This is a genomic window from Staphylococcus delphini (assembly GCF_900636325.1).
GTDB lineage: Bacteria > Bacillota > Bacilli > Staphylococcales > Staphylococcaceae > Staphylococcus > Staphylococcus delphini.
Genome location: NZ_LR134263.1, coordinates 2757467 through 2774044, shown reverse-complemented (window position 1 = coordinate 2774044; position 16578 = coordinate 2757467). Strand labels below are relative to the sequence as shown.

Below are 16578 nucleotides of genomic sequence, written 5' to 3'. Positions count from 1 at the left end.
ACAACTCACAAAAACACACCCTAAAAGTAAGTTCAACCAATACTTTTAGGGTGTGTTATGTTAATTCATATGCGTGACCTTACTATTAATTCGCTTCGACAGCTTCTTGACGTAATTTGCGTGCGCTGTTAACCAGTACTGTCAATGCGGCCTTCACTTCATCTTCTTTACGTGTTTTGAGACCACAGTCTGGATTCACCCAGAATAATGAACGGTCGATTTGTTGTAAACCACGTTCAATTGCTGTTGTAATTTCTTCTTCTGTCGGGATACGTGGACTATGAATGTCATACACGCCTAACCCGATACCTAAATCATAATCAATATCTTCAAAGTCTTTAATGAGGTCACCATGGCTACGCGACGTTTCGATTGAAATCACGTCTGCATCTAAGTCGTGAATCGCATGGATGATTTGTCCGAATTGCGAATAGCACATATGCGTATGGATTTGCGTTTCATCTGTAACTGAAGACGTCGCCAGTTTAAAGCTATGCACCGCTTTCGCTAAATAATCTTCGTGATATGCTTTGCGTAATGGTAAGCCTTCACGTAATGCTGGTTCGTCCACTTGAATCACTTGGATGCCTGCCTTTTCTAACGCTAATACTTCTTCGTTAATCGCAAGCGCAATTTGATCTTGAACTGTTGAACGAGGAATGTCCACACGTTCGAACGACCAGTTTAAGATGGTTACAGGACCTGTCAGCATGCCTTTCACCGGTTTGTCCGTTAAGCTTTGCGCATACACAGTTTCATCAATCGTTAATGGCGCTGTCCATTTTACATCACCGTAAATGATTGGTGGTTTTACCGCACGTGAGCCGTATGATTGGACCCAGCCAAATTTCGTCACGAGGAAGCCGTCTAACTTTTCACCAAAGAACTCGACCATGTCATTACGTTCAAACTCACCGTGTACGAGGACGTCTAAACCGATGTCTTCTTGAATTTCAATCCAACGTTTAATTTCATCTTGTACAAATTGACGGTACGCTTCATCAGAAATACGGTTATTTTTCCAATCTGCACGCTGTTTACGCACTTCTGGTGACTGCGGGAATGAACCAATCGTCGTTGTCGGTAAATCTGGTAAGTTTAAGCGTTGTTGTTGCACGACTTTACGCTCAGAAAATGCAGAAGCACGTTCGGCACGAACACTGTCAAAATCATACTCAAGGTTTTTGAACGCTTGGCTTTGGAAACGTGTATATTGCGCATGTAAACGGTCATATGCTTCAGTATCGTTGTCATTCACAGCACGTTTCAATGCATCTAACGTTTCTAATTTTTCTGTCGCAAAGCTTAAACCGTCGCGAATGTCGTCTGCTAACGTTTCGTCTTCTAATGATACAGGGACGTGTAATAATGAAGAAGATGGATTGATATATAAATCATCGGAATATTGTGATAATTTTTCGATTAAAGCTTTCTTCGCTTCAACATCTGCAGCCCATACATTTCTACCGTCGATAATACCCGCAAATAATGTTTTTGAACGGTCAAAGTCACCATTTTCGATTTGTTGTAAGTTGTAGCCGCGATCATGTACAAAGTCTAATCCGAGACCTTTGACTGGTAATGCACTTAAAAACTTCACATTTGCACGCTCGAAATACGTTTGAATGACTAACGCTTTTGCGACATCAGCTTCCGCAAATGCCTCGTATGCTTCACGTGTAATGGCTTCTAATTCAGCCGCTTGATCTGTCACTAAAATCGGTTCGTCAATTTGAATGAGTGCTGCCCCTGCATCGATGAGTGATTGTAATACTTCAACGTACAGTGGTAATAACGTACGCACTTTGTCTTCAAATGATTGCGCGCCACCTTTAGAAAGTGCTACGAATGTCACAGGTCCGACAATAACAGGATGTGCATTCACATTAAGCGCTTTTGCTTCGTTAAAACGTTCCAATAAACGATTGTGGTTCACGCGAGGTGTCACATTATCCCATTCAGGTACGATATAGTGATAGTTTGTGTTAAACCATTTGACAAGTGCACTTGCGACGTGTGACTTGTTACCGCGTGCGATATCGAATAGTAAGTCATCATCTACGTCACGGTCTTGGAAACGCGTTGGAATGATATTGAATAATAAAGATGTATCTAAAATGTGATCGTATAATGAAAAGTCGCCCACAGGTACGCTATCTAAGTTACAGTTTTGTTGTAATACTAAGTTAGAACGGTGTAATTGTTGTAATGTGTCGTCTAATTCAGCTTTTGTAATTTTGTTGTTCCAGTAGCCCTCAATGGCTTTTTTCCATTCACGTTTGTGTCCAAGTCTTGGGAATCCTAAGTTTGTTGTTTTAATTGTCATAAAATCGCCTCCTGATGGGATGTTGTAATTGATTTCGAATAGGCTGCAAGTTCTAATGAGTAATCAATACGCTCAAACGGTGTAATTAAATACAAGCCGTTGAAATACGTATGGACGGTGTCGATAAGTGATTTACAAAGCGATAGACTCAGTTCATACGTTGCTTGTCTATCATCGGCAACAGCTTCAAACTGTGCGAGTACATCGTCTGACATTTTGATGCCAGGGACTTCGTGATGTAAAAACAACGCATTTTTGTAACTTGTAATCGGCATAATCCCAATAAAAATAGGGACATCGAGATGCTTTGTCGCTTCGTAAATCTCGACAATTTTTTCTTTTGTGAAGACCGGCTGTGTAATAAAGTAATGCATGCCGCTCTTAATTTTTGTTTCCATTTTGCGGACTGCGGCTTTGATGTTACTCACATGAGGGTCAAAACCTCCCGCGATGTTGAACTGTGTGGCGACTTTTAACGTATCGCCGTCAGTGTTCACGCCTTTGTTAAATCTGAGTGCCAGTTCGGTCAATCCTTTTGAATTTACGTCATACACATTCGTTGCCCCTGGGAGATGCCCGACTTTCGAAGGGTCTCCGGTAATCGCTAAAATCTCATGGACTCCGATTAACGATAAACCGAGGAGGTGAGATTGCAGTCCGATTAAGTTGCGATCGCGACACGTAATGTGAACGAGCGGTTCGATGTTGTATTGTTGTTTGATTAAACTCGCGGCTGCAATGTTGGAGATGCGAACCGTTGCTAAAGAGTTGTCCGCTAACGTTACAGCGTCAATTTGGGCGTCATCTAAAGCTTTGACGTTTTGGAAAAATTTCGTCGTATCGAGATGTTTCGGTGTATCGAGCTCGACGATGATGGTCGGTCGTTCTCGTACACGCGTTGCCAAGTTTTGACGTGTTGGCTTCGGTGCTTCAGATGTTTGTTTTTGATGAATCGGAATGACTTTTTTCTCTTGAATCGGCTTTAACCCTTGGACAGCTGTTTTAATTTTGCGAATGTGATCAGGTGTCGTCCCGCAACAGCCACCGATAAGCCGGACCCCTTCTTGAATGAGTTGTTCCGCGGTCTCACCAAAGTATTGCGCGTTATCACTATATTTAAAAGTTTGCTGGTCGATATCGAGTAAGCTCGCATTCGGATAGCACGACAAGTACGCATTGTTCGGCAATTCAATATGGCCAAAAGTACGCTTCATATGGTGTGGGCCGTGATGGCAATTCAAACCGACAATGTCTGCACCTGCTTTGACCAATTGTTGTAATGCGCTGTTAATCTCTTTACCGTTGACTAAATAATGTGTGTTAGAAGCGGTCAGTTGCGCAATAATTGGAATGTCGTACTTTTGTCGTGTTTGCTTAATCGCATTGAGCAATTCTTCATCATCGTAATAGGTTTCGAATAACAGACCATCGACACCTTCAGCAACGAGCGTATCGACTTGAATGTCCGTGTGATATTGAATGGCTGACAGTGACAGTTCGCCTTGTTTTGTACTTCTAAAGCCACCGACCGTCCCTAAGATGAATGTGTCAGGTCCTGCCGCACGTTTGGCAATGGCTACTGCAGCTTGATGAATGGCTTTGACTTGGTGTTCCAATCCGAACTGTTGTAATTTTTCAAAATTGGCACCGTACGTATTCGTTTGAATGACATCTGCGCCAGCTTGAATGTATGACCGATGAATCTTTTCAACTTTATCAGGATGTGTCAGGTTGTATGCTTCAGGGCAGGTGTCTAAGCCTTCCGAGTAGAGAATGGTCCCCATCGCACCATCAGCGACGAGAATATTGTTTTTCAGTGCGTTCAGTAGTCGACTCATAGGATCCCTCCTTTAATGCTTGATCGAGGTCGGCGATTAATTCATCAGCATCTTCCAACCCAACGCTCAATCGAAATAGTCCGAACGTAATGCCACGCGCTTCTCGAATCTCTTGAGGGATGGCGGCATGTGACATCGTATAAGGGTGTGAAAGAATCGTTTCTACACCACCGAGACTGACTGAGACGAGTGGTAAAGTGAGCTGATCGACAAATCGTTGCGCATAGGTTTCATCTTTTAATCGGAAACCAATAACGGCACCCCCATGTTTAGCTTGTTTGAGATGTACGATGTTGTTGCCTGGATAGTACACTTGCGCAATCGCCGGATGTTCCGCCAAAAAGTGATAAATCCGTTGTGCACTTTTGACAGATTGTTCATAACGGATGACAAATGTTTTCAGATGTTGGGTCAACGTCCAACTGTCATAAACAGATAAAGCGGTTCCTGTGCCATTTTGTATTAAATACAGTGCTTCGGCGAGTGCGTCATCATCTGTAATGACTGCGCCTGCAATGAGGTCGCTATGACCCCCTAAAAACTTCGTCGCGCTATGAATGACGATATCCGCACCGAGCGCCAGTGGATTTTGGCAAAGCGGGGTCATAAACGTATTGTCCACCGCTACTAAAATGTCGTGTACTTGGGCAATATGAACGACTTTTCGAATATCTGTAATTTTGAACAGCGGATTCGACGGTGTTTCTATGTAGATGAGTCGTGTGTTCGGACGAATCGCTGCACGGATTTCTGCCACATTTTCAGCATTCACCGTTGTAAATGTCAGACCAAAGCGCGATAAAATTTGTTCTGTAAGTCGAAATGTCCCACCGTACACATCATCCGGTAAAATGACGTGGTCGCCTGCTTTTAACGTTAAAAATACAGCTGTAATCGCGGCGATACCAGAGTTGAATGCGAACGCTCGCTTTCCGCCTTCAAGTTGTGCGAGTTTCGTTTCGAGCAATTCGCGGTTAGGATTGCCACTCCGCGCATAATCATAAGGAACAGCCTCGCCTAATCGTTGTTGGTGATACGTCGATGCATAATATAGCGGTTGATTGGCACATTGATACGCGACGCCACGCTGTGTATCATGAATCAGTTCAGTTTGTTTAGAACGTGTCATCTGTGCTCACCTCTTTAGATTTTTCTAGTGCTTGAATGAAATCTTGTTCAATATCTTCATAAGCTTCAATACCAATCGAAAGTCGAATTAAGTGTTGGTCAATGCCGCGACGATCTTTCTCCTCATCTGGCATATCGATGTGTGTTTGGGTATAAGGGAAAGTGATAAATGTTTCTGTGCCACCTAGACTTTCCGCAAAACGCAATACTTTCAACTGTCGTAACAATTGATCGACACTATAACCAGGTGCGAGACGTAAACTTAACATACCTGTTCGTCCGCAATAGAGCACGTCTTGAATGCCTGCCAAATTTTCACAAGTTGCTGCAAATCGTTGCGCATTTTGTTGTGACCGTTCGACGCGAAGATGTAATGTCTTTAATCCACGTAACAATAAGTAACTGTCAATCGGTGAAAGTGTCGCGCCAATCATGTTGTGAAATTGGCCTAACTTTTCTGCAAGGACTTCATCTTTCGCAGTGACGACGCCAGCAAGGACATCATTATGCCCACCGATATATTTCGTCGCTGAATGTAACACGATATCTGCACCGTCGCGTAAAGGTGTCGACAAATAAGGTGTGAGAAACGTATTGTCGATAATCATTAATAACTCGTGCTCTGACGCTATGTCGTAATAAGGCGTCAAGTCAATTTCAATCATCAACGGATTTGAGATTGGTTCTATAAATAAGGCTCTTGTTTTCGGTGTGATGGCAGCTTTCACAGCGTCTGGATTTTCAAAATCGATGTAGTGAAAACGAAGCCCATATTGCGTTTCATAAAATTCAAATAGTCGAAACGTGCCGCCGTATAAGTCAAACGAGACGAGTATTTCATCTCCGGGTTCAAAAAGATTACAGACCAATTGGATACTTGCCATGCCACTCGCCGTCGCAAATGACGCGACACCGCCTTCAAGTCGCGCAAATGCATCTTCAAAAACTTGTCGCGTCGGATTTTTAGTTCGTGTGTAGTCAAATCCAGTTGATAGTCCGAGTCCTTCATGTTGGTATGCCGTAGAGAGATAAATTGGATTTGCGATAGCGCCAGTGTCATCTTGAGTCAACGCAATTTGTGCCAGTGTCGTTTCTTTCATCAGTTCAACCTCCTCTTCAAAAATAAAAAAGCTTCCGTCCTTTAGATCCAATAAGACATTAGATATAAAGGACGAAAGCTTGTTCGTGGTACCACCTTTGTTCGTGACATGATTGCTCAAATCACCTCTTCCAGTACGCGAAATTGTGTGCACTGTAAAGCGTATGATAGATATGGAATGTGAGGGATACCTTTGGAATACTTTACCGTGCCACAAAATGTGAATACTGAGTCGCTATAACGGGCGAACCCGGTGATACCTCATATCGGTACCAACACTCCAAGGCCATTTTCAAACGTGCTTTCAATACCTTCTCTCAGCGAACGAAGGCTCTCTGTAAATGCAGGGGACGTTTTACTTTCCTTTTTACAGTGTTTAGGAATATGGTGTTGTGCTTTGATAAAACACACTTTACACGATGACAAAAAGGTTGTCAACATGTTTTCTGAAAATTTAGAAGAGAGGGAAATTTGGCGCGACTTAAAATCATGGAGAAAAGCTTGTGTCTCAATGGTGCAAACAGTAAAATGGAATGGTAAAAAATTTGAAGGGTTGGTGAAAAGGATGACCGAAAAATGGCAAAGTCAACAAAATGATGCCGAGCAAGTTCAACGACTGGCATTGACGGAAATTAGGCCGAATCCGTACCAACCTCGCAAAACGTTTGATGCTGAAAAGTTAACAGAGCTTGCGCAATCGATTGCACAGCATGGCGTGTTGCAGCCCATTATCGTAACGCAAGCGATCAAAGGGTATCATATCGTAGCGGGTGAACGCCGTTATCGGGCAAGTCTAGAGGCAGGCTTAACGCACGTTCCAGCTATCGTTAAACCATTTTCAGATGGTGAGATGCGCGAACTGGCGATTATCGAAAACTTGCAACGTGAAGATTTAAATGCTTTAGAAGAGGCAGAAAGTTATCAACAACTGATGCAACATTTAAATCTGACACAACAAGAGGTCGCAGCACGGTTAGGCAAATCAAGACCGTATATAGCGAATATGTTGAGACTGCTCAAGTTACCTGTTAAGATTAGGACTTTAATACGAGAAGGCCAACTTTCAGGCGGACATGGACGCACACTACTCGCACTCAAAACACCCGAAACGATGATACAATACGCAAAGTTAGCCATCCGGGAGTCTTGGAGCGTGAGATATTTGGAACAACGCGTCGCCGAACATACAGGTAGCGCGCAACAAGCGACCTCGCGTCAACAGCATACGACGAAAAAGCCTGCACTGATTCGCCAACATGAACAACAATTAAAAGAACAATATGGCACAAGTGTAGAAATTTCGACGAAGAAAAATGTAGGCGAGATTACTTTTACATTCCACTCTGAAAGTGACTATCGCAGGCTGATTCAATTACTTAAAAATATGTAATGTCTCCAAGGGTGTGGACATCAACATTGAAGATTATGCATAGAGAAGGGAGTTAATTATGGAGCAATTTAAAGCAATACTCAAAAGTATGGTGCAACCGTTATTAGATCCAGAAACCTATTCGAACCTTTTAACAAAACTAATTATTGTTTTAATCTACGTGTTGGCGGCTTTTATCATTATACGTATTTTAAACAAAGGTATCGCACAATTTTTCAAAGTCAACAATCGTTCAGGTAAAACCAATCGTGCCAAAAGATCAAAAACATTGATTACCCTCGTTCAAAATGTGGTCGGTTATATTGTATGGTTTATCACTTTAACGACGGTGCTTAGCAAATTTGGTATTAGCGTTGAAAGTATTTTAGCAGGGGCTGGTGTCGTTGGTTTAGCGATTGGTTTTGGTGCGCAAACACTCGTGAAAGACGTCATTACAGGGTTCTTTATTATATTTGAAAATCAGTTTGATGTCGGGGACTATGTGAGTATTAAAAACAACAGTGCGCCGATAGCAGAAGGAACAGTCAAATCGATTGGTCTACGTTCGACACGCATTTTATCGTTTACAGGTGAGCTTTCGATTATTCCAAACGGGACGATGAGCGAAGTGACGAACTTCTCAGTGACCAATGGTGTCTCCATTATTGATATTCCAGTGTCGATTCATGAGAAAATTGACGAGGTAGAGAAGAAAATGAACCTCTTCTTAAAAACGATTCCTAAAAAGTATGATATTTTTATCGAACCGCCTGAAGTATTAGGTGTCGATAAATTCAATAGCTATGAAGTGATGATTCGTGTGGCGGGTGAAACGTTGCCTGGTGAAAGCTTTGGTGGATCGCGTATTTTACGTCGTGAGTTAAAAGAGTTTCTACAGTCTGAAGGTATTGAAGCGCCAATGCCGACACTTGTTCAGTTATATCAAGAACAACACAACAAGGAAGCATAGAGGTGAAATTGAGTGGCTTCAAATTACGAATTAAATGATATAGTAGAGATGAAGAAGCAACACGCATGTGGAACAAATCGTTTTAAAATTATTCGTATGGGTGCAGACATCCGTATCAAATGTGAAAATTGTCAGCGCAGCATTATGTTACCACGTCAAATATTCAACAAAAAAATAAAAAAAGTGCTCGAAAAAGCGAGTTCAAATGAGAAGGAGAATGAAACATGGCTTTAACAGCTGGTATTGTCGGCTTACCTAACGTCGGAAAATCAACTTTATTTAACGCAATTACAAAAGCAGGTGCACTTGCTGCAAACTATCCTTTCGCAACGATTGACCCTAATGTCGGCATCGTTGAGGTACCTGATACACGTTTAACACAATTAGAAGCAATCGTAAATCCGAAAAGAACGGTACCTACAACGTTTGAATTTACAGATATTGCTGGAATCGTGAAAGGTGCCTCAAAAGGGGAAGGTCTCGGCAATAAATTTTTATCACACATTCGTGAAGTCGATGCGATTTGCCAAGTTGTGCGTGCTTTCGATGATGAAAATGTCACACACGTTGCAGGACGCGTGAACCCGATTGAAGATATTGAAGTCATCAACATGGAGTTAGTGTTAGCGGATTTAGAATCTGTTGAAAAACGTTTGCCACGCTTAGAAAAAATGGCGAAACAAAAAGACAAAACAGCCGTGAATGAAGTGCGCATTTTAACAAGAATTAAAGAAACACTTGAAAATGGGCAACCTGTCCGTAGTTTAGCGTTTAATGATGAAGATCAAAAATATGTGAACCAAGCACAATTATTAACGTCAAAATCAATGTTATATATCGCGAACGTCGGTGAAGATGAAATTAATGACGCAGAAAATGATAAAGTGAAAGCGATTCGTGAGTATGCGGCACAAGAGGATTCAGAAGTGATCGTCATTAGCGCCAAAATCGAGGAAGAGATTGCGACATTAGACGAGGAAGATAAAGCGATGTTCTTGGAAGAATTAGGGATTGAAGAGCCTGGTTTGAACCGTTTAATCCGTAAAACATATGATTTATTAGGATTGGCGACGTACTTTACAGCAGGTGTGCAAGAAGTGCGTGCATGGACGTTTAAGGAAGGTATGACGGCGCCACAATGTGCGGGTATCATTCATACAGACTTTGAACGTGGTTTCATTCGTGCTGAAGTGACGAGCTATGAAGACTTCGTGGCTAATCAAGGTGAACAAGGTGCGAAAGAAGCGGGTAAAATGCGCTTAGAAGGTAAAGATTACGTAATGCGTGATGGCGATGTCGTGCATTTCCGTTTTAATGTGTAGGAGATAACAAAGAGAGCTAAAGTGTTGAGATCATCAGCATTTTAGCTCTTTTTTGGTGTTTCGGTACATTACGCGTATTGGAATGAGAAGGCGCACGAGGACTAGAGACGATCGCGTGTTTCCTAGAGGGTGATGCGCTTGTTAATCATCGCTATGATGGACTATCGTATTTGTGACATATCGATGTGGTATAATGGTTTCAAAATGAGATAGAGTATTCTGAAATTTCCGTGTAAAATCGATAAAATATCATGTATTATGCAAAAAAAGTGGTAAAATGTGCTTAATAGAGGGTGTGTATAGCAGACAACAATGAGAGAGGTGAGGACGATGTTAGTCCGTGTGAACCAACTACAAAAGACGCTAAATGGTAAAAATGTGATTAATGATATTTCTTTTACTTTGAAACCGGGAACGATTAATGCGATTTTGGGGCCGAACGGGGTAGGGAAAACGACGACAGTTCGCTTATTGACAGGTTTACTTCAACCAACGCATGGTGAAATTGAGGTGTTTGGAGTAAAGACGACAGACCCCCATTTTGAACGCGTGCGTAAACAGATGGGTGTGCAAAATGATGGGAATTTGTATGAAAATCTCACAGTATATGAAAATTTAAAAATATGGGCACGTTTTTACGATGTGCCAAAAGTAGTGATGGACGACCGAATTGATGCATTATTAACTTATTTTGAGTTAATTGAACGTAAAAAAAGTAAAGTTGGGACATTGAGTAAAGGTTTGAAACAAAAAGTCGCGATTATGCGTGCGCTCATTCACCACCCAAAACTATTGATTTTAGATGAACCGACGTCTGGTTTGGATCCATCAGCATCTGAATCACTGAACACCTATTTACAACAGCAAGTGCGAGAGGAAGAAATGACGGTATTTATGTGTACACACCATTTGCAAGGACTAGAACAAATAGCTGACCATATTTTTATGATGGATGACGGTCGTTTTATCGCTTCAGGACGTGCGGAAGATTTGTTGCGTGAAGCATGGCCACAAGTGGAATTTGATATTCATGTGAGTGATGTGACACGTGCATTGGCTTTATTGGAAAATGAGCAGGCATTTGTCGCCCAAGAAAATAGTGACACAGAAGGGTATCTCCGTGTGAAAGTGGAGGCTTATGACAATATTTCCCAGGTGATTAAACTGTTTACAGCACACCAACTCGACGTGTATACAGTCACTGAAGTTCAACATACGATTAAAGAATTATATTTCATGAAGATGGATGTGGTGCAACATGATTAATATGAAACATGTCTTCACAATTGTTTACAAAGACGCATTGGATATTAGAAGTGATCGTGGCGTTTTTGTATCGGTATTTATTGTTCCGTTTATTTTTAGTCTAGTTTTCCCGTTAGCGATAGTGCTTGGTGATGTCAGTTTTGGTGTTGTTGATTATATAGGCGGGGCGCGTATGTTTATTGACCAGTTGCCTGACCAAGTGTTACCGAAATCCATCGACCATCATCACGGTATTGTTTATGCAATCTTGATGTATTTCTTTATTCCATTTTTCATTCTCATACCGGTATTTGTATCCAGTATGTTAGCAACGACAAGTTTTACGGGCGAAAAAGAGCATAAAACGATTGAAGGCCTCCTCTATACGCCGATTACGAATAAAGAATTGATGCTTGGAAAGATTTTAGTTTCAGGCATTCCGGCGATTTTGCTTACTTGGATTTCAGTATTGATTTATGGCATTATCGTCAATGTTTATGGCGTCAAAGTGTTAGGTGAGATGATTTTTCCGAATTTTAGTTGGCTCATGGTCACTTTCCTCGTTGCGCCGCTCATTACGTTTTTATCCATTTCATTTGTTGTAGCCGTATCGCAACGTGTGAATACGAGTAAATCAGCACAGTCTATTTCAATGATTTTAATTTTACCGATTATTGGTTTTATCATTTCTCAAGCAAACGGTGCATTTTTGTTTGGTCCGATGATTTCAATGATTCTCGTCGCTGTATTGATTGTCGTCGATATCATCGTTTATTTAACCATTTCAAAACGATTTAATTCAGATAAATTGTTAACAAAATAGGATATAAAAAATGAGACACACATCATAGGATGACGTATGTCTCATTTTCATTTTTATTTGAAGATTGATAAGAAGCTATTGAAAACGTTTTTCACTGTGTTGGCAGTTTCAGCCGCAGTAATAGCCGCTTTAACTACTGATGGGTTTTGGTATAAAGTGTATAAAACTTTACCTGTATTAATGCTTTCTGTTACAAGATTTCTTGTGTGAGCATATGAGCTGTAAAATGGGTTAGCATTTTTATCAATTTCTAAAGGGGCAATATATGCTTTTGTTCCGTTGTCGTTTAAAAAGCCAAGCACAGTTTTATCAATTAAACCTTTATGATTTTTATATAATTCTGTATAGTATTTTGCCTTATTATATTTTTTAGTAATATAATTATACTGCTCTTTTAAATAATCTAATCCACTTGTCACACCATCTTTAACATACGTATAGCCATTGTACACGCCGTCTTTGAAAGCGTTCCAGTAGCTTGAAAGTGTTGAAGTTGTAGCTTCTCCTGTTTCAGGTAATACAGGTGTAACACTACCATTGTCTTTCACATCTGGTGTCGCTTCTGTTGATGGTGCAGTTTCTTTAGTTTCAGCTGTTTTGTCAGTTTCAGTTTTATTCTCTACTTTAGGTGTTTGTACTTTAGGCGCTTCCACTTTAGGTGCTTTTTCAGCTTTAGCGTTGTTTTCAGCTTGAGGTTTTTTCTCTGCATCCGCTTTTTTCTCTGTGTCTGCTTTAGGCGCTTCTTTTACTTTGCTGTCACTTTCAGCTTTGTGCTCTTCTTTTTTCTCTACTTGTGGTGTGTCTTCAATCGGTACTGGTGTTTTTTCAATGTTCGGTGATTCGCCAATTTGAAGACCTTGGCTTTTCGCTTCAGCATCTGCTTTAATTTTCGCATCACGAGGCGCGTTGATTTTATCTAATTCTTTTTGGAAAGCATCAACTTTATGACGTGGAAGTTTGTTCACTGCATGTTGTGCTGCACGTCTGTTTTGAATTGTATCTTCTTTCGTCAATGCTTTAAGTGCTTCGTTAGCAGCAAGAAGATTTTGATGTTCCTTTTCTAACAAGTCGTTATGAGGTGTTTGTGGTTGCTCAGCTTCTGGTGTGCTGTTCAATGACTTAACGAAAACCTCTTGACTTTGATCAGCATCTTCTCTGATTTCGCTGATGTATGCGTCACGTTGTTGTTCAGATAAATCCTCATTGTGTAATACACTGTAAAATGCATTTTGTTGTGCAACACGACGCTCAGGGTTTTTAGCGTCTTTAATGGATTCTGAAAATACGTTTTGTGCACTTTCTGGGTTTTCATGAAGTTTTTTGATGTATTGGTCACGTTGGCTCTCTGAAATACCTTCCATATGTAACACTTGGTAAAATGCTTTTTGCTCTGGTGAAACGTTTGTTGATTCATAACTTACTGGCTGTGCGTCTGCAAGTGATGATGTTTGCTCGCTTGCGTTTGCAGTGCCTTGTGAAATTAATGTTGCTAAAGATAATGTTGCTGCCCCAATTAATAACTTTGATGTGTATTTAGTTTTCATTGTTCATTCCCTTTCTGTCTATATGCGCTTTCGTTTTTATTATTAACACAAAAGAATATACCACGTTTTTATGAGTATAAAAATTAACTGTTTCTTAATTAAAAGTAAAAAACCATTAATTTTAATTCTTGTTAAGGAGAAAGCGGTTTATTTGAAATGATTTTAAATAGGGAACTAAGTAAATGGTGCGTCCGAACAATTTAGATTGAGGAATTCGTGAAACATATTGTAATTTGTAAGGGGCTATGATACAATTTTTGAATGTGAGTAATGAAAATTATTCCTTGCTTGTCATTTGAATTTTGACAAGCCGCATAGACCATAAGGAGGTGCCAATATACAATGAGAACATATGAAGTAATGTACATCGTGCGTCCAAACATTGAAGAAGATGCACGCAAAGCAGTAGTGGAACGTTTCAACGGAATTTTAGCTTCTGAAGGTTCTGAGGTATTAGAAACTAAGGACTGGGGTAAACGTCGCTTAGCTTATGAAATTGAAGACTTCAAAGATGGTTACTACAACATCGTACGTATCCAGTCTGAAAACAACAAAGCTACTGACGAATTCCAACGTTTAGCTAAAATCAATGACGATATCATTCGTTACATCGTTGTCCGTGAAGACGAAAACAAGTAATAGAATAATTGGGGGCGTGTAAATGCTTAATAGAGTCGTATTAGTAGGTCGCTTAACTAAAGATCCAGAATACAGAACGACACCCTCAGGCGTAAGTGTAGCGACATTTACCTTAGCGGTTAATCGTACATTTACGAATGCGCAAGGGGAACGTGAAGCAGACTTCATTAACTGTGTTGTTTTCCGTAAACAAGCAGAAAATGTTAACAACTTCTTGTTTAAAGGAAGTCTCGCTGGCGTTGACGGTCGCTTACAATCACGCAGTTACGAAAACCAAGAAGGCCGACGTGTATTCGTCACTGAAGTGGTATGTGATAGTGTTCAATTCCTTGAGCCAAAATCACAAAACCAACGTCACGCGAACCAGAACCAAGGTAATCAATTCGATAGCTACGGTCAAGGTTTCGGTGGACAACAACAAGGCCAAAATTCGTCTTACCAAAACAATCATCAACCAGCTAACGATAACCCATTTGCGAATGCGAACGGCCCTATCGATATTAGCGATGATGATTTACCATTCTAATGACAATCTGAACGTATAGAAAACAATCTTTAATGTAAGGGAGGCACTAATCATGGCAGGTGGACCAAGAAGAGGCGGTCGTCGTCGTAAAAAAGTTTGTTATTTCACAGCAAACGGTATTACACACATCGACTACAAAGATACTGAGTTATTAAAACGTTTTATCTCAGAACGCGGTAAAATTTTACCACGTCGTGTAACAGGAACTTCAGCTAAATATCAACGTATGTTGACTACAGCGATCAAACGTGCACGTCATATGGCATTATTACCATTCGTTAAAGACGAAGCGTAAGCCAAACTAATAAAGACCCCGTACATCCATTGAGGTGTATGGGGCTTTTAAATTAAAAGTATTTGAAATCAATAAAAAGCATGACTTTTATAAATAAGCGTAGTAATATTAGAGTATTAGAAGCCAACTAACGCCTCTTAACAATGCGAAACAGAGTTGGCCTTTTTTGTATAAATAGAGGGGTTTAGATGTTTGGAAATATGTGGGGTGGGTGAAATGAAAGAAGTTCACAAGTTACTTTTTGGACGAGTGCTAACAAATATTGGTGATAGTATCATACTCATCTCATTAACGTGGTATGTTGCTGTTACTTACCATAATACTTTATATTTAGGCATCATTGGTGTTATCGTAGGGTTTATTGATGTGTTCATGTTCTTTTTAGGACCCATTTTAGATAGGTACAACATTAAAAAAATCTTATGTATCAGTACACTTGCACAAGTTTTTATAGTGATGCTGATGTCTTTGTATTTCTTATTAGATCATCAACATTTGCTTATTTTGTACGTATTGCTAAGTATGTCTACACTATTTTCGTCTGTGATTTATCCTGCAGAAAGTGTACTTATTCCCCAACTGTCTACTCATGAGCGTCAAGTGATTAAATATAATGCAATATTTCAAATAACATATAAAGGGCTAGATGTGGTATTAGATGCTTTAGTTGGGGTTTTACTCAGTATATTTTTGATAGTGAATATTTTTTCATTCAATGTCATCATATTTGTTGTAGCCTTTTTTGTTTTTAAACTGCTTAGGTTAAATTCAACAACAATTCGTCATAAAGACAATATAGAAGCTAGCAATCGAATATTAAGCCGTTATTTAGCAGATTTGAAAGAAGGGATGAAATACGTATCGCGTCCTAAAATATTAAAACTTTTACTTCCGCTATCCGTTATCAACTTTTCTATTTCAGCTGTAACGGTGATTTATCCTAAAATAGCTGTGCTAGAAGGAAACGATAGTAAAGTGTTTTCAATGATACTCTTTGTTAATGGTCTAGGGCTCATCTTAGGTTACCTAGTGGGACCAAAAATCATTGGGTATATCAAGTTTAGCAAATTACTATTTAGTAGCTTTCTCATGCTGTCGATTATATGGTTATGTATTTACCTATTCATTAATGTAAGCTATGTTTATATATTACCGATGTTTTTAGTTTCAAATATCATGATTGGAATTATCAACTTAGCTTTTATCAACGCGTTTCAATTATTGCCACCTCAAAATATGCTAGGTCGTGTAGCAACTACAAATGAGACATTACTAAGTATTTTGATACCATTTGGGGCGTTCACTGGTGGGATTTTACCTCAAATTTTTGATACGATCAATATCAATTTTATGTTAGTCAGTGTCGCGAGTTTGGTCATTTCACTTTTTTATGTAACGGATAAAGAAATCAAGAAAATGAATGACTTCATGTTGATGACAAAGGAATAAATCAT

The 16578-nt window shown here is 40.0% G+C and carries 15 protein-coding genes and 1 other annotated feature; of the genes, 10 read left to right on the top strand and 5 right to left on the bottom strand.

Annotated elements, in window-relative coordinates; translation table 11 throughout:
• Window positions 1-85 precede the first annotated feature (85 nt).
• From metE to EL101_RS13010, 4 genes are read right to left on the bottom strand one after another with little or no spacing between them, the layout of a single operon-like run.
• Entirely contained in the window at window positions 86-2326 is a 2241-nt protein-coding gene (metE, locus tag EL101_RS13025; RefSeq protein WP_096595890.1) for a 5-methyltetrahydropteroyltriglutamate--homocysteine S-methyltransferase, read from the bottom strand.
• Window positions 2323-4164, bottom strand: a complete 1842-nt coding sequence (locus tag EL101_RS13020) for a bifunctional homocysteine S-methyltransferase/methylenetetrahydrofolate reductase (RefSeq protein ID WP_096595889.1) — start codon at window positions 4162-4164, stop codon at window positions 2323-2325. The genes metE and EL101_RS13020 overlap by 4 nt, the downstream gene beginning before the upstream one ends.
• Window positions 4118-5293 carry a cystathionine beta-lyase MetC gene (metC, locus tag EL101_RS13015; RefSeq protein ID WP_096595888.1) on the bottom strand — a complete coding sequence of 392 codons (1176 nt, stop codon included), beginning with the start codon at window positions 5291-5293 and terminating at the stop codon, window positions 4118-4120. The genes EL101_RS13020 and metC overlap by 47 nt, the downstream gene beginning before the upstream one ends.
• Window positions 5280-6392, bottom strand: a complete 1113-nt coding sequence (locus EL101_RS13010) for a PLP-dependent transferase (RefSeq protein ID WP_096595887.1) — start codon at window positions 6390-6392, stop codon at window positions 5280-5282. The genes metC and EL101_RS13010 overlap by 14 nt, the downstream gene beginning before the upstream one ends.
• 64 nt (window positions 6393-6456) lie before the next feature.
• Window positions 6457-6771, bottom strand: a binding site (T-box leader).
• A gap of 59 nt (window positions 6772-6830) precedes the next feature.
• Between EL101_RS13010 and EL101_RS13005 the strand changes: the two genes are divergently transcribed.
• From EL101_RS13005 to EL101_RS12980, 6 genes are all read left to right on the top strand, one after another.
• A complete protein-coding gene (locus EL101_RS13005) occupies window positions 6831-7781 on the top strand; it encodes a ParB/RepB/Spo0J family partition protein (RefSeq protein ID WP_096595886.1) in 951 nt (316 codons plus the stop codon).
• Between the two features lie 58 nt (window positions 7782-7839).
• Window positions 7840-8730, top strand: coding sequence for a mechanosensitive ion channel family protein (locus EL101_RS13000; RefSeq protein ID WP_096595885.1), 891 nt, complete (start codon window positions 7840-7842; stop codon window positions 8728-8730).
• 12 nt (window positions 8731-8742) lie between these two features.
• Window positions 8743-8964: a DUF951 domain-containing protein gene (locus EL101_RS12995; RefSeq protein ID WP_096595884.1), complete on the top strand. Its 222-nt coding sequence runs from the start codon at window positions 8743-8745 to the stop codon at window positions 8962-8964.
• Window positions 8955-10052 carry a redox-regulated ATPase YchF gene (ychF, locus tag EL101_RS12990; protein WP_096595883.1) on the top strand — a complete coding sequence of 366 codons (1098 nt, stop codon included), beginning with the start codon at window positions 8955-8957 and terminating at the stop codon, window positions 10050-10052. Before EL101_RS12995 ends, ychF begins: the two co-directional genes overlap by 10 nt.
• A 330-nt stretch (window positions 10053-10382) precedes the next feature.
• Window positions 10383-11318 (top strand): ABC transporter ATP-binding protein, encoded by a 936-nt coding sequence (locus EL101_RS12985; protein WP_096595882.1) that lies wholly within the window; start codon window positions 10383-10385, stop codon window positions 11316-11318.
• On the top strand, window positions 11311-12120 hold the full coding sequence (locus EL101_RS12980) for an ABC transporter permease subunit (protein WP_096595881.1): 810 nt from the start codon (window positions 11311-11313) through the stop codon (window positions 12118-12120). Before EL101_RS12985 ends, EL101_RS12980 begins: the two co-directional genes overlap by 8 nt.
• Before the next feature lie 53 nt (window positions 12121-12173).
• Here the strand turns inward: EL101_RS12980 and EL101_RS12975 are convergent, their stop codons facing one another.
• A complete protein-coding gene (locus tag EL101_RS12975; RefSeq protein ID WP_096595880.1) occupies window positions 12174-13664 on the bottom strand; it encodes a B domain-containing protein in 1491 nt (496 codons plus the stop codon).
• 342 nt (window positions 13665-14006) lie between these two features.
• Here EL101_RS12975 and rpsF point away from each other — a divergent pair, with 342 nt between their 5' ends.
• The 4 genes from rpsF to EL101_RS12955 all read left to right on the top strand — a co-directional run bounded on the left by rpsF (window position 14007) and on the right by EL101_RS12955 (window position 16573).
• Window positions 14007-14303, top strand: coding sequence for a 30S ribosomal protein S6 (gene rpsF, locus EL101_RS12970; protein WP_014614921.1), 297 nt, complete (start codon window positions 14007-14009; stop codon window positions 14301-14303).
• Window positions 14304-14325: 22 nt separating this feature from the next.
• Entirely contained in the window at window positions 14326-14829 is a 504-nt protein-coding gene (ssb, locus tag EL101_RS12965) for a single-stranded DNA-binding protein (RefSeq protein ID WP_096539724.1), read from the top strand.
• 52 nt (window positions 14830-14881) lie between these two features.
• Window positions 14882-15124 (top strand): 30S ribosomal protein S18, encoded by a 243-nt coding sequence (rpsR, locus tag EL101_RS12960; protein WP_014614919.1) that lies wholly within the window; start codon window positions 14882-14884, stop codon window positions 15122-15124.
• A 216-nt stretch (window positions 15125-15340) separates the two neighbouring features.
• Window positions 15341-16573: an MFS transporter gene (locus tag EL101_RS12955; RefSeq protein WP_126489892.1), complete on the top strand. Its 1233-nt coding sequence runs from the start codon at window positions 15341-15343 to the stop codon at window positions 16571-16573.
• Window positions 16574-16578: the final 5 nt, after the last annotated feature.